The 19,297-nt window shown below is 67.2% G+C and carries 20 protein-coding genes; 8 read left to right on the forward strand and 12 right to left on the reverse strand.

Features of this window, described 5'->3' with window-relative positions; all coding sequences use genetic code 11:
- The first annotated feature begins 78 nt into the window (after nt 1-78).
- Nucleotides 79-666 carry a CatB-related O-acetyltransferase gene (locus tag V7S63_RS03010; protein ID WP_336529656.1) on the forward strand — a complete coding sequence of 196 codons (588 nt, stop codon included), beginning with the start codon at nt 79-81 and terminating at the stop codon, nt 664-666.
- Between the two features lies 1 nt (nt 667).
- On the opposite strand, the gene V7S63_RS03015 is transcribed toward V7S63_RS03010, so the two are convergent.
- The 4 genes from V7S63_RS03015 to aspS are packed head-to-tail and all read right to left on the reverse strand — an operon-like array spanning nt 668 to nt 4,091.
- Nucleotides 668-1,585, reverse strand: a complete 918-nt coding sequence (locus V7S63_RS03015; RefSeq protein ID WP_336529155.1) for a glycosyltransferase family 2 protein — start codon at nt 1,583-1,585, stop codon at nt 668-670.
- 43 nt (nt 1,586-1,628) lie between these two features.
- On the reverse strand, nt 1,629-1,928 hold the full coding sequence (locus V7S63_RS03020; protein WP_336529156.1) for a hypothetical protein: 300 nt from the start codon (nt 1,926-1,928) through the stop codon (nt 1,629-1,631).
- 6 nt (nt 1,929-1,934) lie between these two features.
- Nucleotides 1,935-2,306: a hypothetical protein gene (locus tag V7S63_RS03025; protein ID WP_336529157.1), complete on the reverse strand. Its 372-nt coding sequence runs from the start codon at nt 2,304-2,306 to the stop codon at nt 1,935-1,937.
- Between the two features lie 6 nt (nt 2,307-2,312).
- Nucleotides 2,313-4,091 carry an aspartate--tRNA ligase gene (aspS, locus tag V7S63_RS03030; protein ID WP_336529657.1) on the reverse strand — a complete coding sequence of 593 codons (1,779 nt, stop codon included), beginning with the start codon at nt 4,089-4,091 and terminating at the stop codon, nt 2,313-2,315.
- Between the two features lie 142 nt (nt 4,092-4,233).
- Between aspS and rnd the strand changes: the two genes are divergently transcribed.
- Complete coding sequence (gene rnd, locus V7S63_RS03035; protein ID WP_336529158.1) at nt 4,234-5,373, forward strand: ribonuclease D; 1,140 nt, start codon at nt 4,234-4,236, stop codon at nt 5,371-5,373.
- 76 nt (nt 5,374-5,449) lie between these two features.
- A complete protein-coding gene (locus V7S63_RS03040; protein ID WP_336529159.1) occupies nt 5,450-6,265 on the forward strand; it encodes a bestrophin-like domain in 816 nt (271 codons plus the stop codon).
- Between the two features lie 15 nt (nt 6,266-6,280).
- Here V7S63_RS03040 and ppx read toward each other — a convergent pair whose 3' ends face one another.
- The 3 genes from ppx to V7S63_RS03055 form a co-directional block, all read right to left on the reverse strand.
- Nucleotides 6,281-7,843: an exopolyphosphatase gene (gene ppx, locus V7S63_RS03045; RefSeq protein ID WP_100959000.1), complete on the reverse strand. Its 1,563-nt coding sequence runs from the start codon at nt 7,841-7,843 to the stop codon at nt 6,281-6,283.
- Nucleotides 7,779-9,995, reverse strand: a complete 2,217-nt coding sequence (locus tag V7S63_RS03050) for an RNA degradosome polyphosphate kinase (RefSeq protein ID WP_336529160.1) — start codon at nt 9,993-9,995, stop codon at nt 7,779-7,781. Before V7S63_RS03050 ends, ppx begins: the two co-directional genes overlap by 65 nt.
- 145 nt (nt 9,996-10,140) lie before the next feature.
- On the reverse strand, nt 10,141-10,821 hold the full coding sequence (locus V7S63_RS03055) for a TetR/AcrR family transcriptional regulator (RefSeq protein ID WP_336529161.1): 681 nt from the start codon (nt 10,819-10,821) through the stop codon (nt 10,141-10,143).
- Between the two features lie 208 nt (nt 10,822-11,029).
- On the opposite strand from V7S63_RS03055, the gene V7S63_RS03060 reads away from it, so the two are divergent.
- Both V7S63_RS03060 and V7S63_RS03065 read left to right on the forward strand, forming a co-directional pair.
- Complete coding sequence (locus tag V7S63_RS03060; RefSeq protein WP_336529162.1) at nt 11,030-11,599, forward strand: hypothetical protein; 570 nt, start codon at nt 11,030-11,032, stop codon at nt 11,597-11,599.
- Between the two features lie 82 nt (nt 11,600-11,681).
- Entirely contained in the window at nt 11,682-12,914 is a 1,233-nt protein-coding gene (locus V7S63_RS03065; protein ID WP_336529163.1) for an acyl-CoA desaturase, read from the forward strand.
- Between the two features lie 4 nt (nt 12,915-12,918).
- On the opposite strand, the gene V7S63_RS03070 is transcribed toward V7S63_RS03065, so the two are convergent.
- The 3 genes from V7S63_RS03070 to V7S63_RS03080 all read right to left on the reverse strand — a co-directional run bounded on the left by V7S63_RS03070 (nt 12,919) and on the right by V7S63_RS03080 (nt 15,298).
- Nucleotides 12,919-13,617: a P-loop NTPase family protein gene (locus tag V7S63_RS03070; RefSeq protein ID WP_336529164.1), complete on the reverse strand. Its 699-nt coding sequence runs from the start codon at nt 13,615-13,617 to the stop codon at nt 12,919-12,921.
- Complete coding sequence (locus tag V7S63_RS03075) at nt 13,604-14,698, reverse strand: AI-2E family transporter (RefSeq protein ID WP_336529165.1); 1,095 nt, start codon at nt 14,696-14,698, stop codon at nt 13,604-13,606. Before V7S63_RS03075 ends, V7S63_RS03070 begins: the two co-directional genes overlap by 14 nt.
- A 69-nt stretch (nt 14,699-14,767) precedes the next feature.
- Nucleotides 14,768-15,298 carry a CDP-alcohol phosphatidyltransferase family protein gene (locus tag V7S63_RS03080; RefSeq protein ID WP_091829669.1) on the reverse strand — a complete coding sequence of 177 codons (531 nt, stop codon included), beginning with the start codon at nt 15,296-15,298 and terminating at the stop codon, nt 14,768-14,770.
- 247 nt (nt 15,299-15,545) lie between these two features.
- Here V7S63_RS03080 and purM point away from each other — a divergent pair, with 247 nt between their 5' ends.
- Both purM and purN read left to right on the forward strand, forming a co-directional pair.
- Entirely contained in the window at nt 15,546-16,616 is a 1,071-nt protein-coding gene (gene purM / locus V7S63_RS03085) for a phosphoribosylformylglycinamidine cyclo-ligase (RefSeq protein ID WP_336529166.1), read from the forward strand.
- Nucleotides 16,613-17,233 carry a phosphoribosylglycinamide formyltransferase gene (purN, locus tag V7S63_RS03090; RefSeq protein ID WP_336529167.1) on the forward strand — a complete coding sequence of 207 codons (621 nt, stop codon included), beginning with the start codon at nt 16,613-16,615 and terminating at the stop codon, nt 17,231-17,233. The genes purM and purN overlap by 4 nt, the downstream gene beginning before the upstream one ends.
- Nucleotides 17,234-17,242: 9 nt before the next feature.
- On the opposite strand, the gene V7S63_RS03095 is transcribed toward purN, so the two are convergent.
- Entirely contained in the window at nt 17,243-17,989 is a 747-nt protein-coding gene (locus V7S63_RS03095; protein WP_091829673.1) for a helix-turn-helix transcriptional regulator, read from the reverse strand.
- Nucleotides 17,990-18,110: 121 nt separating this feature from the next.
- Here V7S63_RS03095 and V7S63_RS03100 point away from each other — a divergent pair, with 121 nt between their 5' ends.
- Nucleotides 18,111-18,818, forward strand: a complete 708-nt coding sequence (locus V7S63_RS03100) for a glutathione S-transferase family protein (protein WP_336529168.1) — start codon at nt 18,111-18,113, stop codon at nt 18,816-18,818.
- A gap of 12 nt (nt 18,819-18,830) precedes the next feature.
- On the opposite strand, the gene V7S63_RS03105 is transcribed toward V7S63_RS03100, so the two are convergent.
- Complete coding sequence (locus tag V7S63_RS03105) at nt 18,831-19,145, reverse strand: hypothetical protein (protein ID WP_143079640.1); 315 nt, start codon at nt 19,143-19,145, stop codon at nt 18,831-18,833.
- Nucleotides 19,146-19,297 lie beyond the last annotated feature (152 nt).

Consider the following 19,297-nt stretch of genomic DNA (forward strand, 5'->3'; position numbering starts at 1 on the left):
CCTGCTCCGGACGCCGACTGGCGTCCGGATGCCCTTGCCATCTGTTGGGCCGGTCTCCCGACCGGCCCACGCGGCTTTCTGCGCCGCTGGATCAACCCGCATAACCAGACGCGCCTTCATCTCGCCAATCTGGTGGCGCGTCGGCCCGGCCAGATCACGATCGGCGCCTATTCCTATGGCCGGCCCAAGGTCCGCTTTCCCGAGAGTGGCGCGAAGCTGACGATCGGCCGCTATTGCTCGATCGCCGACGGGATCGAGATCATGCTCGGCGGCAATCACCGCACCGAATGGGCGACGACGTATCCCTTTCCCGCCATGTCCGGCCTCTGGCCCGATGCCGCGGGCCTTGCCAGAGCCGATGTCTCGCGCGGCGACGTCGTCATCGGCTCCGATGTCTGGCTGGGCTCGCAGGCGCTCATCCTCTCCGGCGTCGGCATCGGCCATGGCGCAGTGGTGGCGGCGCGCGCGGTGGTGACGAGGGACGTGCCGCCCTATGCGATCGTCGCCGGCAATCCGGCCCGCATCGTGCGCTACCGGATGAGCGAGGAGCGCATCGCGGCGTTGCTGCGCAGCAGCTGGTGGCTGCTCCCGGAAGCCGAGATCAAGCGGCTCATTCCGACGCTTCTGTCCGAACGGATCGAGGACCTGCCCGGCGCGGCACCTTAGCTCATCGCAAGACAGGGTCCGTGCCAGCAAGGAGGGGCTGCTCACTCAGCCCCTGTCGCGCCAGTGCGCTGCGACCGGCCCGGCCGGCGAGCGCGCCCAGTGCCGAGCCAGCATGGGCGTACATCTTGTCGCGATTCAGGATCAGGCCGTAACCGATTGCCTTGGCGAGGTTTTCGGCGATCTTTCCTGAACCTGGCAGCGGCAGCCCCCATTTGCGCGCGACATGATGTTCCGACCAGGCGAGATGCCAGCGCGCCGTGAAGCGGCGCTGTGGCGACGGGGCGCTCGACTTGCCGCGTCCGTGACGCGCGCCCGCCCCATCGACATGGATCAGCGCGTGACCAGCCTCGCGCAGGCGGCGGCAGAGATCGTCGTCCTCATAGAACAGGAAGATGGCAGGATCGAAGCCGCCAAGCCCCAGGAAGACCTCGCGTCGCAGCAATAGGCAAGCGCCCGACAGGAAGGGCAGGCAGGCATCGCCCTCCGGCAACACGATCCGGCGCGCCCGGTTGAGATGATCGGGCGAGAGCAGCGAGCGCGGTTGCAGGAACACCCGCCCCGACGGCTCGACCAGCCGCGGCGCGAAGGCGGCGGCGTCAGGATAAGCTTCCGCCGCCGCCAGCAGGGCTGCGACCGCCCCGGGCTGGATTTCGAGATCGGGATTGACGATCAGGATGAAGGGCGTCGCCGCCGCGCGTGCGCCCTGGTTGCTGGCCCGGCCATAGCCCTCGTTGCGCTCGTTGCGCAGGACCTGGGCACCATGCCGCTCCGCGAGCTCAGGCGAAGCGTCGCTGCTGGCATTGTCGACGACGATGGTCGCGACATCCTCGGCTGCCAGCGCGGCGAGGCAGGCCGGCAGCACCTGCTCACTGTCGAAACTGACGACGATGGCGGTGACGTCGGTGGCGGAATGGCTCATGGCTTGCATCTGCGCGGGGTGAACGGCTTTCGGCAAGAGCCGATCAGCGCTTGGAACCCAGGCGCAGCTCCGCCTGGAGCCGTTCGCGCTCGGACGCCTCGCAGCGGCGCGGTGCGTTGTAGGATTTCACCGCATAGCTCGCATTGGCGGCAACGAAGCGCCCGCGCTGCTCGGCCGGCAGGCGCGCGATGATACGGCCGCGGTCGACCCTCAGCCCGCAATCATAGGCCCGCGACACCTGCGCGGCCGTGGACTCGGGTGTGCCTGGCATCGGCCCCATGGCGGTGCAGCCGGCGAGGCCGGTGGCCGCGAGTGCGACGAGGCTGAGCTTCAGCGCAGCCATGGACGGTCAGGGCACTTCGAAGCGGCCGGCGCGGACATCGTTCATCTTGCCGCGCAGCGTCGCCCGCTCTTCGGCGGTGCAGGGTTGCGGGCGGATGTCCTGGTTGATCGTCTCGGCCTCTGAGATCGTGACATAGGCCGAGCGGGCCGCGGCGAGCTGGTCGTCGCTCGCCCCGCGCGCCTTCTCGGCGGCGAGGAAGCGGTCCAGCGTCGTGCGCTGCGGCGAGCCGGCCTTGCAGGCGATCGCGCGCGACACGGTCGTCGCCAGCAGGGAGGCGCGCCCGGCTGCGGTATCGGCATGACCGGCGACGCAGGCACCGAGCGGCAGCGCGACGAAACAGGCGAGCAGCAAGGCTCGCCCGGCAGGCAGGAAGGCCATGGTTGCTCAGCCTTCCTTTTCGGGCAGGTTCACGCGCAGATGCGCTTCGCGCAGCTGCTTCGGCGTCGCCGGCGAGGGCGCGCCCATCAGGAGATCGACGGCCTGCTGATTCATCGGGAACAGTGCGACCTCGCGCAGGTTCGTCGCCCCGGCGAGCAGCATGATGATGCGGTCGACGCCCGCAGCCATGCCGCCATGGGGCGGCGCGCCGTACTGGAACGCGCGGTACATACCGCCGAAGCGCTCGATCACCGTCTCCTCGCCATAGCCGGCGATCTCGAAGGCCTTCACCATCGCCTCGGGGCGGTGGTTGCGGATACCACCCGATGCCAATTCGTAACCGTTGCAGGCGATGTCGTACTGGAACGCCTTGATCGAGAGCGGATCGTCCTCGACCAGCGACTTCAGGCCGCCCTGCGGCATCGAGAACGGGTTGTGCGAGAAGTCGACCTTCTTCTCGTCCTCGTTGTACTCGAACATCGGGAAGTCGACGATCCAGGCGAAGGCGAAAGCATTCTCGTCGATCAGCCCGAGCTCGGAACCGACCTTGTTCCGGGCGCTGCCGGCGAACTTGTAGAACTTGTCGGGATCGCCGGCGGCGAAGAAGCAGGCATCGCCGGCCTTCAGGCCCATCTGGGCGACGATTCCCGCGACACGCTCGGGGCCGATGTTGTTGGCGATCGGGCCTTGGCCCTCGCCGCCTTCCTTGACCATGAGATAGCCTAGGCCGGGCTGGCCTTCCCCTTGAGCCCAAGAGTTCATGCGGTCGCAGAAGGCGCGGGAGCCGCCGCCCGGCGCGGGGATCGCCCAGACGCGGTTCTTCTCGCCCTCAAGGATGCGGGCGAAGACCTTGAAGCCCGAGCCGCCGAAATGCTCGGATACGTCCTGCATCTCGATCGGGTTGCGCAGGTCCGGCTTGTCGGAGCCGTATTTGCGCAACGCCTCGGCATAGGGGATGCGCGGCCAGTTCCTGGTGACGGACTTGCCCTCGCCGAACTCCTCGAACACGCCGGCGATCACCGGCTCCATCGTGGCGAACACGTCCTCCTGCTCGACGAAGCTCATCTCGACGTCGAGCTGGTAGAACTCGCCCGGCAGGCGGTCGGCGCGCGGATCCTCGTCGCGGAAGCAAGGCGCGATCTGGAAGTAGCGGTCGAAGCCCGCCATCATCAGCAGCTGCTTGTACTGCTGCGGCGCCTGCGGCAGGGCGTAGAACTTGCCCGGATGCAGGCGGCTCGGCACCAGGAAGTCGCGCGCGCCCTCGGGGCTCGACGCGGTCAGGATCGGCGTCTGGAACTCGGAAAAGCCCGAGGCCTGCATGCGCCGGCGCAGCGAATCGATCACCCTGGTGCGCAGCATGATGTTGCTGTGCAGCTTGTCGCGGCGCAGATCGAGGAAACGGTACTTGAGGCGGGTGTCCTCGGGGTATTCGAGGTCGCCGAACACCGGCAGCGGCAACTCGGCCGAGGGGCCCAGCACTTCGAGCGCGGTCGCAAAGACCTCGACCGCGCCGGTGGCGAGGTTGGCGTTCTCGGTGCCGGCAAGGCGCGGCTTGACCTTGCCGTCGATGCGGATGACCCATTCCGAACGGGCCTTCTCGGCATCGGCGAAGGCCGGCGAATCCGGATCGACCACGACCTGGGTCAGGCCGTAATGGTCGCGAAGGTCGATGAAGAGCACGCCGCCATGGTCGCGGATGCGATGGCACCAGCCGGAGAGGCGCACGGAGGCGCCGATGTCGCTCTCGCGGAGCGCGCCGCAGGTGTGGGAACGGTAGCGATGCAGGGTCACTGGCTTAAGCTTTCCGGGCGTCCATGCGGCCGTGGTCGGGCGCGCAAGCGATTTGGCGCCGTAACCACACGCGCGCGGCGCGGTTGTCAAGAACGCCCGCGACATGGCGCGCTGTGATCTGCTAAGAGCGCCGTCCATGAAGCTGATCAATACCACCCAAGAGTTGGCCGACGCCTGCTCCCGCCTCGCCCTGCACCCGTTCGTCACCGTCGACACAGAGTTCCTGCGCGAGACCACCTATTATCCGAAGCTCTGCCTGATCCAGATGGCTTCGCCGGACGAGGCCGTGATGGTCGATCCGCTGGCGGAGGGGCTCGATCTTGCCCCCTTCATGGCGCTGATGACCGACCAGAACGTGGTCAAGGTCTTCCATGCCGCCCGCCAGGACCTCGAAATCGTCTGGATGCTCGGCCGCGTGCTGCCGACGCCACTGTTCGACACGCAGGTCGCCGCCATGGTCTGCGGCTACGGCGACTCGGTCGGCTACGAGCAGCTGGTCAACGACCTCGCCAAGGCGCGCGTCGACAAGTCGTCGCGCTTCACCGACTGGTCGCGCCGCCCGCTCAGCGAGGCGCAGCTGGTCTATGCCGAATCGGACGTCACCCATCTGCGCGACATCTACCTCGCGCTGCAGGGCGATCTCGCCGCCAGCGGCCGTGAGAGCTGGGTCGCCGAGGAGATGGCGGTGCTGAACTCGCCGGGGACCTATGAGGTCAAGCCCGAGAACGCCTGGCAGCGCCTGAAGGGGCGCCTTCGCAAGCCGAAGGAGCTGGCGGTGCTGATGGAGCTCGCCGCCTGGCGCGAGCGCGAGGCGCAGCATCGCGACGTGCCGCGCCAGCGGGTGCTGAAGGACGATGCGCTGATGGACATCGTCCAGCGTGCGCCTCGCTCCACCGAGGCGCTCGGCGAGTTGCGCTCGGTGCCGAACGGCTTCGAGCGCTCGCGCGCCGGCGGCGAGGTGATCGCCGCGGTCGAGCGGGGGCTGGCGATCGATCCGCGCGACCTGCCCCGGCTGGAGCGCGAGCGCGGCCGGCCGGGCAATGGCGCCGTACTCGACCTGCTCAAGGTGCTGCTCAAGGCGACCGCCGATGCCGAGCGCGTCGCGCCGAAGATCATCGCCTCCACGGATGACCTCGAAGAGATCGCCAGCGACGACGAGGCGGATGTGCCGGCGCTGCATGGCTGGCGCCGCGAGATCTTCGGCGAGAAGGCACTGGCGTTGAAGAATGGCTCGCTCTCGCTCAAGATCGTGCGCGGGCGGGTGACGGTCGGCTAGACGGCCACCACCGGGAAAGCCTGTTCCGGTCTATTCGGAAGGCGGGGCTTGTCCGGCGCGAGGAAACTGAGGTCTGTTGCGATCGTTCGAGCGCAGGCAGATTCTCGGGGGCGAAGTGTTCATCCTGTTCCATCAATTGCCGCTGGCCGCCATGTTCCTCGCCGTGCTGGCGCTGAGCCTTGCGACCTGCTGGCTGCTGATCGTCCTCGTGCGCTTTGCCATCCCGCGGCTCGGCTACCGGCTGGACCAGCCGCTGCCGATCCGCGATTCCATCATCAACACCTGCGGGGCGCTGTTTGCGCTGATCGTCGCCTTCTCGGCGGTGGGCATCTGGAACGACGCCGTCTCGGCCCGGACTGCCGTGCAGCGCGAGGCGGATGCGGTGGAGACGGCGCTCACCCTGGCCGTGGTGCTGCCCGAGGAGACGCGCGCCCCGCTCACCAAAGAATTGCAGGACTATCTCCGCGGGGTCGTCACCGTGGACTGGCCGGCGATGGCCAAAAGCAAGCCAGCCAACGATCCGGCCTTCGACCCATCGGAAAAGCATCTGCTCGGCGCGATCGATCTCGTCTCGCGGCTTAAAATCACTGCCGCCTATTCGCCTCTGCTCAACCAGCTCCTGGAGATCCGCCACGCCCGGCTCGCACGGCTCACCGCCTCGGTCGCCGGTGTCAGCTGGGCGCAATGGTGCGCGATGTGGCTGATATCGACGACCACCCTGCTCTCGATCATCATCTGCAACAGCCATGCCTTCCGCATGCAGATCGTGGCGGCGCACCTTTACGTGCTGGTCGCCTCGGCCGCCTATTTCGTCATCCTGGCGCACGACCGGCCCTTCATCGGCCGGATCTCGATCCAGCCGACGGCATTCGAAGGCCTCATAAAGCGCTAGAAGCGCTCTCGCCGTTCAGCGGATGTCGATCTCGCGCCCGAGCAGCTTGGCGAGCTGCTTCAGCCGCCCGGTAACGCGCTCGCTCGCCAGCGACTTCAGATCATCCGGCAGGCGCAGGACGAGCCGGCTGTCGACGCAGGCCAGCGGCGCCCGCGACAGGATGCCGGGCATGCCGGCCGAGATCAGATAAGCGACCCTGAAGGCCGCAGCGAGGATGTGCATGCGCTCGAGCAGGCGCACCGTCAGCAGCCGTCGCAGCCCTTCCGCCACCGGCGCCGAGGCCTTCAGGCCGGCATAGCGATAGAACGCCGTCAGCGCCAGGAAAGCGCGCCCGGCATGATCGACGCCGCTGAACGAAGCATGGGCGATGACGTTCAGCGTCTGCTCGCCGCGATAGTCGGGATGGGCGCGCCAGCCGATGTCAGAGAGCAGGCAGGCGGCGAGCTGCAGCCGTTGCAAAGCAGGATCGTCGTGCGGGTAGGCACTGGCGACGAGCTTGTCGGTCCAGGCGATCAGGTCGGCGGCATGGCGCGGGTCGCGCGCACGCAGCTTGTTGTAGTCCTCGGCGCCGCGCAGCAACGCGTCGGCAGAGCGCTCGCTTTCGTCGAGCTGCTCGTGCAGCAGGCCTTCGCGGACACCATTGGCGGAAATCACGACATTGCGCGGCCGGCCGCGCTTGATGATCTGGTCGAGCACCAGCGCGCCATAGGCGAGGAGCGGACGCCGCGCCGAAGAGACCGCCTCGATCGCTTCGAGCATCGAGGCGTCGGCGCGTTCTACCAGCCGGACGAAGTCGCTCGCCTCGCGCGCCGGCACGATATAGCCGTGCATGACGTTGAGCGGGTAGCCAGACTGGCGCTGATGCAGGGTCGCGAGCGCACGCCAGGTTCCGCCGACGGCGTAGAAATCGCGCCCGCGCATGGCGGCGAGCTGCGGGTGATGGTCGAGATCGTCACGGACGATCTTCTCGGCCGCCTTCATGGAGCTCCGCGAGCGGTCGATCAGTGCCAGGCCGCCGAGCGGCAGGCTGATCCCCTCCCCGACCCTGTCGCCGTCGACCGAGATCAGCTCGAGCGAGCCACCGCCGAGGTCGCCGACGACGCCGTGCGGCTGGTCGAAGCCGGAGATCACGCCGAGCGCCGAGAGATAGGCCTCGCGGTCGCCGGAGATCAATTCGATCGGCTGGCCGACGGCGGCCTCGGCGCGCGCGATGAAGTCGGGGCCGTTCGACGCATAGCGGGCCGCCGCGGTGGCGATGACCCTGAGCTGCCCGACATGCATCGCCTCGCAGAGGATGCGGAAACGCACCAGCGCCGAGAGCGCCTTGTCGATCGCATCCTGCGCCAGCATGCCCGTCGAGGCGACCTGCCGGCCGAGCCCAGCCATCTCCTTCTCGTTGAAGACCTGCGCGGGCGCCCGCGACAGGTTCTCATAGACGACGAGACGGACCGAGTTCGAACCGATGTCGATGATCGCGATGGTGTCGTCGACGCTCAGACGGCCCGAAGCCTGCTCAGGCCTTCTTGCCGGCGCGGCGGGAGAGGCTGCGAGGGCTCGAACTGGAGAGAGATTTGCCACGACCTGACAGACTCGGATTCGTCATGAAATACTTGTGGGCGTTGAACGACTCTTCGGCCGATGGCGGGACAATGCGTCGCGAGCCGCCATCGGGCAAGATGGTCCAGCTCTGTTCGTTGTCGAGAAAGTTCGCCAGCATGATCTGCTCGAGCATCTGCTGGTGGACTGTCGCGTTCAGGATCGGCGTCAGCGCCTCGACGCGGCGGTCGAGATTGCGCGGCATCAGGTCGGCCGAGGAAATATAGAGCTTGGCCTTGGCCGAGGGCATGCCGTGGCCGGCGCCGAAGGCGTAGACGCGGGTGTGCTCGAGGAAGCGGCCGACGATCGACTTGACGCGGATATTGTCGGAGAGCCCCGGCACGCCCGGCCTGAGGCAGCAGATGCCGCGCACGACGAAGTCGATCTGAACGCCGGCCTGGCTGGCGTCATAGAGCGCGTCGATGATCTCGGGATCGACCAGTGAGTTGCACTTGCCCCAGATGGCGCCCTTGCGGCCGGCCTTCACATGGGCGACCTCCTCGGCGATGTCGTCGAGCAGGCGCTTCTTCAGATTGACCGGCGAGACGGCCATGCGCTCGAGCTCAGCCGGCTCGGCATAGCCGGTGATGAAGTTGAAGACACGGGCGACATCCTGCGCCATCACCGGATCGGCGGTGAAGAAGGAGACGTCGGTATAGATGCGCGCCGTGATCGGGTGGTAGTTGCCGGTCGCGATATGGCAGTAGGTCGCGAACTGCCCGGCTTCGCGGCGGACCACCATCGAGAGCTTGGCGTGGGTCTTGAGCTCGATGAAGCCGTAGACGACCTGCACGCCGGCACGCTCCAGATCCTTGGCCCAGCGGATGTTCGCCTCTTCGTCGAAGCGCGCCTTGAGCTCGACCAGCGCCGTCACCGACTTGCCGGCCTCGGCCGCCTCGGCCAGAGCCTGGACGATCGGCGAGTTCGAAGAGGTGCGATAAAGCGTCTGCTTGATCGCGACGACGTTGGGATCGCGCGCCGCCTGCTGCAGGAACTGGACGACGACGTCGAAGCTCTCATAGGGGTGGTGGACGATGAGGTCCTTCTGGCGGATGGCTGCAAAGCAGTCGCCGCCATGCTCGCGGATGCGCTCGGGGAAGCGGGCATTATAGGGCTTGAACTTCAGGTCCGGGCGGTCGACGCCGACGAGCTGGGACAGCTCGTTCAGGCCGATCATGCCGTCGACGACCACGATCTCGTCGGGATCGACCTTGAGTTCGCGGATGATCATGCTGCGCAGATGGGCGGGCATGTCGGCATGGAGCTCGAGACGGATGACGACGCCGCGGCGGCGCTGCTTCAGCATGGTCTCGAAGACGCGGACCAAGTCCTCCGCCTCCTCCTCGATGTCGAGGTCGGAGTCGCGGATGATGCGGAAGGAACCCGTGCCCTTGACCTCGTAGCCGGGAAAGAGCTTGCCGATGAACAGCGCGACAAGGTCCTCCAGCATGATGAAGCGCTGGACGCCCTCGCGGGCCAGATCGGGCAACTCGATGAAGCGGTCCATCTTCACCGGCACGCGGATCAGCGCATCGAGCGCGCGCCCGTCGCTGACGCGTTCCAGCGCCAGCGCGATGGTGAAGCCGAGATTGGGGATGAACGGGAAGGGATGGGCCGGGTCGATCGCCAGCGGAGTCAGAACCGGGAAGACATAGTGCAGGAAGCGGTCTTCCAGCCAGATGCGGTCCTGCGCACCGATATCGGCGGGGCGCAACAGCACGATCCGGTTCGCTTCCAGGTCCTGCTTCAGCTCGGTCCAGCGGATCTGCTGGTCACGGGTCAGGGCCGAGACCGCCTCGCCGAGGGCCGCAAGCTGCTCGGCCGGGCTGAGGCCATCCTGGCTCGGCGTCACCACGCCGGCCTTGAGCTGCTCGCGCAGACCGGAGACGCGGACCATGAAGAACTCGTCGAGATTGTTCGCCGAGATCGAGAGGAAACGCAGCTGCTCCAGCAGCGGGTGGTTGCGGTTGGAGGCCTCCTCCATCACCCGCCGGTTGAACTGCAGCCAGGACAGTTCGCGATTCATGAAGCGCTTCGGCGACTGCCGGAGATCTTCGTCCAGATGAAGGACCGCAGCCTCGGGAGCCGGCACTGCCGTTTCCGGAACCGGCGCTTCCGCCACATCTTGGGTCATGCGCTTTGCTCTCGCTGTCGACGCCGCTCGTGCCACTGCCGGTCCTGTAGCTGTGTTCTGTGTCGGTTTGCTTGCAGCCGCAGTGGCCGCCCTCGCCTTGAAGCCATCGTAGCGTGACGGTTCGATGACAGGCGAGGCGCAGACGTCATGAACGCTCTTCTGTCACCGGATGTTTCAGCAAGCCGGCGAGGAAAAGATCGAGCGAGCGTTCCATCACGTCCTCGGCCTCGTCCTCCGCGACGCCCCAACTCGGGAACTGCCCGTCGATCAGCATGCGCGCCAGGCCGTAGACCAGCGCCCGCCCGGTGGTCTGGATCAGCTGCGGGTCGTCGACCCTCAGGAGCCCGCGCCGGCCCGCCTCCTCCAGCAGGCTCACCATCTGCGCCTGGATCCGGGCATTGTCTGCGCCGAGCGAGGCCGAGCCGGCGAAATCGATCGCCCGGCGCGAAGAGATGATCTCGAAATGCGTCGGATTGCGCCTCGCCCAGTCGAGAAAGGCCTTGCCGATGGCGCGGATGCGCCGGATCGGATCGTCGCTGGTCTCGCGAGCCAACGCGGCAGCGATCTCGACCTGGAAGCGCGCCATCGCCTCCTCGGCCACCGCCGTCATCAGCGCGACCTTGTCGGGGAAATGCCGGAAGGGAGCCGCCGGCGAGACGCCGACGCGGCGCGCCACTTCGCGAATGCTGACCGCCTCGAGCCCGCCTTCGGCAGCCAGCGCCAGCCCTTCCGCGATCAACGCCTCGCGCAGGTTGCCATGATGATAGGACGAGCCGCTTGCCCCGCTCTCGCCCGATCCCGTCCGACTCGCTTTCGCCGTGCTCATCGCAGCGAGCCTAGACCAGATTGCCATTCCCCTGCAGCCATCGGGCCGCTCATCACGATCATGTAATCATCGATTACATTCCGTTGCCACACCCCTCACCGAATGTAATCGTTGATTACATCCTGAAGCACGCAAGCGGGTAGCGACAATGTCGAACGAAGCAAAAAGCAGCCCGGTTCGTCCACCTAGCCTCGACGGCTGGCCCCTGTTGGGTGCCCTCGCCGCCATCCTGACGATTGCAGCCCTTGCCGCCTTCGCCTCGACTGGCGGCAGCGAGGGCATCCGCATGGCGATCCGGCTGACAGCGCGGACCTCGCTCGCCCTCTTCCTCCTCGCCTTTACTGCCTCCGCCATGTTTCGCATCTGGCCGAATCCATGGACGCGCTGGCAATTGCGGAACCGGCGGCAGCTCGGCCTCGGCTTCGCGGTCTCGCACCTGCTGCACGCCATCGCCATCATCGCGCTCGCGGTCACCGATCCGAAGCTGTTCGCGGAACTGGGCGGATCGAGCATGCTGGCCGCCGGCGGCAGCGCCTATCTCGTGATCGCGGCGATGGCGGCGACCTCGTTCGACCGGACGGCCGCGTTGATCGGCGCGGTCGCCTGGCGTCGGCTGCACCTGTTCGGTGCCTGGTACATCTGGCTGAGCTTCATGGTCACCTTCGGCAAGCGCGCCCAGCTCGACATGGCGTACTGGCCTTTCATCGCAGTGCTGCTCGGCGCCGCCGCGCTGCGCCTCATCGTCAACGTCCTGCCATTTCCAGTGCTGCGACGCTGACGGCGCTTGCACCCGTCACGCCCCTGCTGTTTGGTCGGCATGTGAATCCCGCATGCCTTCAAACGTATTCCAGAGAGCCAACTTGTCAGAGCAGAACCAGCACGCCGACGACCACGGCGATATCGTCTACCCCTCGGCCATTCCCTTCGTACTGGCGCATCTGGCCTGCTTCGGGGCGCTCTGGAGCGGCGTCAGCGCCACCTCGCTCTGGCTCGCCTTCGGCCTGTACTGGCTGCGCATGTTCGCGGTGACCGGCGGCTACCACCGCTACTTCTCGCACCGGACCTACAAGACCAGCAGGATCGGCCAGTTCGTCCTCGCCTTCTTGGCCCAGTCGACGGCGCAGAAGAGCGTGATCTGGTGGGCCTCGAAGCACCGGCACCATCACCGCTTCTCCGACACCGAGCACGATGTGCACTCGCCGGTGCAGACCTCGTTCTTCTATTCCCATGTCGGCTGGATCTTCAGCAACGGCCATGACCGCTGCGATACCTCGACCGTCACCGACCTGACGCGCTTCCCCGAGCTCAATTTCCTGCATCGCTTCGAATTGCTGCCGGCCTTCGCGCTGGCGCTGATCTGCTTCGCCATCGATGGCTGGAGCGGGCTGTTCGTCGGCTTCTTCTGGTCGACGGTCGCGGTCTACCATGGCACCTTCTGCATCAACTCGCTGGCGCATGTGCATGGCGACAAGGACTATGTCACAGGCGACGAGAGCCGGAACAACTGGTGGCTGGCGATCATCACCATGGGCGAAGGCTGGCACAACAACCACCACGCCTATCAATACAGCGTCCGCCAGGGTTTTCGCTGGTGGCAGTGGGACCCAACCTATTACCTGATCCTCGGCCTGTCGAAGCTGCGCCTGGTCTGGGACCTGCGGGCTCCGCCTCAGGCGGTGGTCGAACGGTCGCAGGCGCTGCCGCCGCGGGTGATCGAGCGCTCGGCCGAGCGGCTCGCCGCCTCCGTCCCGGTCGAGCGCATCGTCCAATCCGTGCGTGACGCCTATGCCAACGTGCCCGGCCTGCCCGAGCTGCATCTGCCGACGCTGACGCTACCCGAGTTCCGCGAGGCGCTCGCCGCGCTGCAGGCGCGGGCCAGCGAGCAACTGCATGCGATGCAGGCGCAGGCGCAAGACGCGATCGCGCAATGGCACATGCCGACCCTGCCGAGCCGCGAAGAGTTGGCCGAGAAGGCAGCCGCCATGTTCGTCAAGACGCCGTCGCTCGACGCGATCGCGGCGCGGGCGCACGACCTCCTGATCGAGACAATCCACGCCCGCCTGACCGGCACGGCGAATACGGCGAAGGCCTGAGCGATCACTCGTCCGGGAAAAGCGAGGCGACCACCTCGGTGGCCATGGCGCGAGTGACGCGCCGGCCACGCTCGAGCGAAAGCTTGTCGAGCGCATCGACAAGATCGCGCGCCGCAGCGAAGGAGCGCTCCATTCGCAGTGCCAGCGCTTCGATCGTGCCGGTGTCGACGATGAGCTGACGATCGACGAAGAGCTTGACCAGAAGCGCGCGCAGCAGCGCATCATCTGGCGGCGCGATCTCGGCTTGCGGCGCCAGACGCAGGCGCGAAAGCAGGTCCGGCACCTTCAGGCCCCATTGTCCCGGCTCGGTCCGCGCCGTCAGCAGCACCGAGGCGCCGCGCGCCTTGGTGGCGTTGAGCAGATGGAACAGTGCCGGCTCGTCGAGCGGCGCGCGGTCGCAATCCTCGATCACAAGCGCGCCGCCCGAAGCCAGATGCGGCACCTTGGCTTCGTCGAGTTCGGCGGCGGACAGCGTCCAGGCATGGGCCCGCGCTGCCCAGATCGCGGCGAGATGGGTCTTGCCCGCCCCTTCCGGCCCAACCAGCCGCAGCCACGAAGCCGGCCAGCCCGGCCAGCTCTCGATCAGCCCATAGGCCTGCTCGTTCGAGGGGCCGACGAGGAAATCCTCGACGCCGTGACGGCTGTCGACCGGCAGGTCGAAGGCGAGCTGGCGCGGCTTCGCCGGCGGCTCAGGGTTCGGCACGGGGCACAGTCACCTGGCCGGTGTGGCCGCGATAATACGGGCTGGCGAGATACTGCCGCAGCACGAAGCGGGCGAGCACGCCGATGACCGCCGCGAGCGGTACGGCGAGCAGCAGGCCGACGAAGCCGAAGAGGGAGCCGAAGGCGAGCAGCGCGAACATCAGCCAGACCGGGTGCACGCCGATCGAGTCACCGACGAGCTTGGGCTGCAGGATATTGCCCTCGATGAACTGGCCGGCGGCGAAGACGGCGAGAGTCAGCAAGGGCATGGTCCAGTCCGGCCAGAACTGCACGGTGGCGACGCCGACGGAGAGCACGAGGCCGGTCAGCGAACCGACATAGGGAATGAAGGACAGAAAGCCGCTGATGATGCCGATCAGCGCGCCGAAATTGACGCCGACCAGCGACAGCCCGATCGCATAGAACGTCCCGAGCAGCAGGCAGACCAGTGCCTGTCCGCGCAGGAAGCCGGCGATGGCCGTGTCCATCTCGTGCAGCAGGCCGCGGATCGTGTCGCGATGGTCGAGCGGCAGCCAGCTGTCGACTGTCGCGACCATGCGGTCCCAATCGGCGAGCAGGTAGAAGGCGATGACTGGGGTCAGCACTAGGAGCGAGAACACGCCGATGATCGCGGTGCCGCCCGACCAGAGTGATGCCAGCAAGCCGCCAGCCCATTTGGTCGCCTCACCGACAAGATTGCCGAGCGAGCTTTGCGCATCCTCGGCGAGTTTGGCGCCGCCGAAGCGCTCGATCAGCGGCGCGCCGCGCTCCATGATCAGCGCCTGCAGCTTGGCGGCATCGCCTGGCAGACGTGCCACCAGCCCGGCGAGTTGCTGGCTGAGCAACGGTGCCAGCAGCACCGTTCCAACGATGAAGACGAGCAGGAAGAGGCAGAGAATCGCGATCGTCGCGGTCAGCCGGCTGAGGCCCCAGCGCTCCAGCCGATCGGCCAGCGGATCTAGCAGATAGGCCAGCGCCAGCGCTGCGATGAAGGGCAGCAGCACGTCCCGGAACAGCACCAGCGCGAGCACGAGAACGGCGAGGGCGAGCAACCAGAAGAGCAATTGACGCTGAAGACTCATGTACTCGCCTCTACACGACCCATGGCGCTTGATTATGGTGATCCACCGCAGATCATCCAAGGTTCTGGGTCAGCCCGCCATGTGCCGCAGCCAGAGCGCGAGGTAGGCGCCCATGGAGGCTAGCGTCAAGGCCGCAACGAGGATCTGCGCCGCCGGCATGATGGCGCCGACGTCGATCTCCAGGGATTTCGAGCCGAGCACCAGCGCCGCAAAGACCAGCTGGGCGGCGGTGTTGAGCTTGCTGACGACGATGGGCGCGATCGTCACCGGCTTCTCCAACAGCCAGGACAGGATGACCGCCGTGACGATCATCAGGTCGCGTGAGACGACGACGATCACCAGCCAGACCGGAATGATGCCGATGATCGCGAGGGTAATGTAGATCGACACGATGAGCGCCTTGTCGGCGAGCGGATCGAGATAGGCGCCGAGCTCGCTCTTCATGTCGAAGCGCTTGGCGATGAAGCCGTCGATCGCGTCGGAGACGCCGGCCGTGACGAACAGGAAGAAGGCTTCGTCCCAGCGGCCGTTGACGATCATGACGATCACCAGCGGCACGAGGATCAGCCGGGCGATGGTGATCAGGTTCGGAAGCGTCATCGCGGGAAACCTGCCGACGGAATCGCGTCTCAGGGTAGAACATGGGCGGGAGAAGTGCGAAACGCTTTCGCGGAAGGGCTTGCCCCCCGCCCTGCCCTTGCCTATTCGCTCGCGAAGCAAGAGCCGGATCCGATCAGGTCGAAACGACCTGATCGGTGAATCCGTCTCTCACTTATGGTTTAAAGACCGTTTGACCGATCAGCTTGCGCAGCAAGCCGATCGGAACGGGCTTTAGGAGCGAGTGCCGATGACCAAACCGGGCGCCAATGGGCTGACCTATGCGCAGGCGGGCGTCGACATCGATGCCGGCAATGCCATGGTCGACGCGATCAAGCCGCTGGTGCGCTCGACGCGCCGGCCCGGCGCCGACGCGGAGATCGGCGGCTTCGGCGGATTGTTCGATCTGAAGGCGGCCGGCTTCAGTGATCCGATCCTGGTCGCCGCCAATGACGGCGTCGGCACCAAGGTCAAGATCGCGATCGAGAGCGGCCGGCACTCGACCATCGGCATCGATCTCGTCGCCATGTGCGTCAACGACCTCGTCGTCCAAGGCGCGGAGCCGCTGCTCTTCCTCGACTACTACGCCACCGGCAAGCTCGACCCGAAGGCCGGCGTCGAGATCGTCCGCGGCATCGCCGAGGGCTGTCGCCAGGCAGGCTGCGCCCTGATCGGCGGCGAGACCGCCGAGATGCCGGGGATGTATGCCGGCAGCGACTACGACCTCGCCGGCTTTGCCGTCGGCGCCGCCGAGCGCGGCACCCTGCTGCCGCGCGCCGATGTCGTCGCGGGCGACGTCGTGCTCGGCCTGCCCTCCTCCGGCGTGCACTCGAACGGCTATTCGCTGGTCCGCCGCATCGTCGCCCTCTCGGGCCTCGGCTGGGAGGCGCCCGCCCCCTTCGCGCCGGAGCAGACGCTGGCCGAAGCGCTGCTGGAGCCGACCCGGATCTATGTGAAGAGCCTGCTGCAGGCGCTGAAGGCGGCGCCCGGCATCAAGGCGCTTGCCCACATCACCGGCGGCGGCTTCCCCGACAACATCCCGCGCGTGCTGCCCGACGATCTCGGTGTCGCGATCGACCTGCCGGCGATCGCCGTGCCGCCGGTATTCGGCTGGCTCGCAAAGGTCGGCGGCGTCGCCGAGCGCGAGATGCTGCGCACCTTCAACTGCGGTGTCGGCATGATCGTCGTCGCCGAGGCCGCTCAGGCCGATGCCGTCATGGCGGCGCTGACCGAGGCCGGCGAAAAGCCCGTGCGGCTCGGCGAAGTCACGGCGCGCGGCGCGGACGAGGCCGTCACCTATCGCGGGAAGCTCGCCCTGTGAGCACGGCAAGGCGGGTGCCGACCGCGATCCTGATCTCCGGGCGCGGCTCGAACATGGTCGCGCTGATCGACGCGGCCAGGGCTGCCGAGTTTCCGGCCGAGATCGTGCTGGTCGCCGCCAACCTGCCGGATGCCGGCGGGCTAGAACGGGCGGCGGCGGCCGGCATCGCCACGGCCAGCGTCGACCACCGCCCCTTCGGCAAGGACCGCGAAGCCTTCGAGCGAGCCCTGGACGCCGAGCTGCAGGCCCACAGCATCGAGCTTGTCGCGCTCGCCGGCTTCATGCGGGTGCTGACACCCTGGTTCGTGACGCGCTGGCAGGGCCGGCTGATCAATATCCACCCCTCGCTGCTGCCGGACTTCCGCGGCACGCACACCCATGCCCGCGCGCTCGAAGCCGGCGTCGCCGAGCATGGCTGCACGGTGCATTTCGTCGTGCCAGAGCTCGATGCCGGCCCGACCATCCTGCAGGCCAAGGTGCCGGTCCTGCCCGGTGACGACGAGGCGAGCCTGTCGGCGCGCGTGCTGGAGCAGGAGCACAGAATCTACCCGCAGGCGCTGGCACTGGTGGCGTCCGGAGCCGCTAGGCTGGAAGACGGAGTGGCAATCGGCCGCTGAACAAGCTGCCTACTGCACCGGCACCGCCTCACCCTGCACGCTGTGCTGCTCCATCGCCCGGCGTGTGGCAGCCTCCTGCTCCTCCTTCTGCCAGCGCCGGAACAGATCGGCGCGGCGGGCGGGATAGCGCTCCTCGCGGGCGGTAAGCTCGGCGATTCGGTCGGTGCGGAAATGGCGGAAGGCCTGCCTGAGCTCGCACCAGGCGATGACAACGCGGACCCGGTCGAAGAAGGTCATGCCGATCGGCCAGATCATCCGCCGCGATTCGGCCCCGGCCTCGTCGCGATAGGCGATGTCGAGCTTGCGGCCATTGCGGATCGCGGCGCGGATCGCAGCGGCGTCGACCTGGTCGACAACAGCCGAATCCTTGCAATAGGCCGGCGCGAACAGCGCCCCGTCGAGCAGGATGGGCCGCAGATGCGGCGGCAGAACCGCCGCGACCTTGGCGACGACGTCCTCGGCGGCGCGCGCCAGCGTCGGATCGGCGCGCTCCGAGAGCCAGCGCATGCCGACCAGAACCGCCTCGATCTCGTCGGGCGAGAACATCAGCGGCGGCAGGTCGAAGCCGGCGTCAAGGACATAGCCGATGCCGGCCTCGCCGCGTACCGGTACGCCCTGACGGAGCAAAGCGGCGATGTCGCGATAGACGGTGCGGACGGAGACATCGAGCTCGGAGGCGAGCGTCTCGGCCGTGACGGGGCGACGCCGGCGGCGCAGCCCCTGAATCAGATCGAGCAAGCGTTCAGCGCGCTGCATGGCATAGTTCCGCTGATAGGAAGATGGCGTAAGCTCATCCTGCTCTACTCGCCCTGACATGAATTGTCAGGAGCGTGTCAGCAGCATGCTGCATACCGAATGCATCGGCTGGGGAGGAAACATGCTGGAGCTTCACGTCTTCGGGCCCGCCTTCGGCCAGCCCGACCCGAGCCCGTTCTGCATGAAAGGCATCATTCTGATGGAGATGTCGGGCCTGCCCTATCGCCGCGTACGCGGCAATCTGCAGAAGGCGCCGAAGGGCAAGCTCCCGGTGCTGCGCGACGGCGACAAGACCATTCCCGACACCACCTTCATCCGTATGTATCTGGAGCGGAATTATGGGGTCGATTTCGACAAGGGCCTGTCAGCCGAGCAGCGCGGCACGGCCTGGGCGGTCGAGAAGATGCTCGAGGATCAGGTCTACTGGCTGGTGGTGCAGGAACGCTGGACCAATCCTGCCAATTTCGACCGGGGGCCGCGCCGCTTCTTCGACTCCGTGCCCGCGCCGCTGCGGCCGCTGGTCATCGCGATGATCAAGCGCCGGATCAGCCGCAACCTGCATGGCCACGGCATCGGCCGCCACAGCGACGCCGAGCGGCTGGAACTGGGGCGGCGGGCGCTCGGCGCGGTTGCCGGAATCCTGGGCGGCAAACCCTACCTGACCGGGCCCGATCCATCCGGGGCCGATGCGACGCTCGGCGCCTTCATGATCGCCGGACTGTGCGACGTCTTCGACTCGCCGATCCGCAGCGCGCTGCAGGAGCACGCCAACCTCGTCGCCTATGCCGGGCGCATGCGCTCGCGCTATTTCAAGGACGAGGCGGCGTAGCCCGCCGACCCGTCAGGGCCGCTTCAGCTTGCAGCGGTCGATGAAGTCGTAGCCCTTCTCGCGGGCCGAGTCGTTGAAATAGCCGGTGTCGCGGAAGGCCTGGAGCTCGTCCTTGGTCATGGCGTTGACCGTGCCCTTGGCATAGCAGCTGCACGGGGTGTGCACCGCCTCGCGGGTCGTGTTCATCAGCCGCGACTGGGTGACCAGGCAGGCGTCAAAAGCGCGCAGCTGGATCATGTAGGGCGTCAGGTTCTTCGCCGTCGGGTCCGGCGCCGGTAGCGAGCTCGTGCTGCCGGCGGCCAGCGCCGCCCCCGCGGAAACCAACAAGGACAATCCCGCGGCCCAGAGGACCGCACCAACCCGCCGCTTCGTCATCGTTCGCACTGTCCGTTTCCGCGGCTCAAGCCCGGGAGACCCGAATCTCCCCGACAGGCCATGCCGTCGCCCGGCGCGGATCGTCCATAGCGCCGCCGAAAAAG

Source organism: Allobosea sp. CCNWLY174, from assembly GCF_037120455.1.
Classification (GTDB): domain Bacteria; phylum Pseudomonadota; class Alphaproteobacteria; order Rhizobiales; family Beijerinckiaceae; genus Allobosea; species Allobosea lupini.

Bases quoted from the DNA above. Each gene is read 5' to 3' on its own strand.
- V7S63_RS03095 (WP_091829673.1), bottom strand. From the start codon at position 17,989: ATGCAGCGCGCTGAACGCTTGCTCGATCTGATTCAGGGGCTGCGCCGC.
- V7S63_RS03055 (WP_336529161.1), bottom strand. From the start codon at position 10,821: ATGAGCACGGCGAAAGCGAGTCGGACGGGATCGGGCGAGAGCGGGGCA.
- V7S63_RS03100 (WP_336529168.1), top strand. From the start codon at position 18,111: ATGCTGGAGCTTCACGTCTTCGGGCCCGCCTTCGGCCAGCCCGACCCG.
- purM (WP_336529166.1), top strand. From the start codon at position 15,546: ATGACCAAACCGGGCGCCAATGGGCTGACCTATGCGCAGGCGGGCGTC.
- V7S63_RS03050 (WP_336529160.1), bottom strand. From the start codon at position 9,995: ATGACCCAAGATGTGGCGGAAGCGCCGGTTCCGGAAACGGCAGTGCCG.
- V7S63_RS03075 (WP_336529165.1), bottom strand. From the start codon at position 14,698: ATGAGTCTTCAGCGTCAATTGCTCTTCTGGTTGCTCGCCCTCGCCGTT.
- V7S63_RS03080 (WP_091829669.1), bottom strand. From the start codon at position 15,298: ATGACGCTTCCGAACCTGATCACCATCGCCCGGCTGATCCTCGTGCCG.
- V7S63_RS03020 (WP_336529156.1), bottom strand. From the start codon at position 1,928: ATGGCTGCGCTGAAGCTCAGCCTCGTCGCACTCGCGGCCACCGGCCTC.
- V7S63_RS03025 (WP_336529157.1), bottom strand. From the start codon at position 2,306: ATGGCCTTCCTGCCTGCCGGGCGAGCCTTGCTGCTCGCCTGTTTCGTC.
- V7S63_RS03015 (WP_336529155.1), bottom strand. From the start codon at position 1,585: ATGAGCCATTCCGCCACCGACGTCACCGCCATCGTCGTCAGTTTCGAC.
- rnd (WP_336529158.1), top strand. From the start codon at position 4,234: ATGAAGCTGATCAATACCACCCAAGAGTTGGCCGACGCCTGCTCCCGC.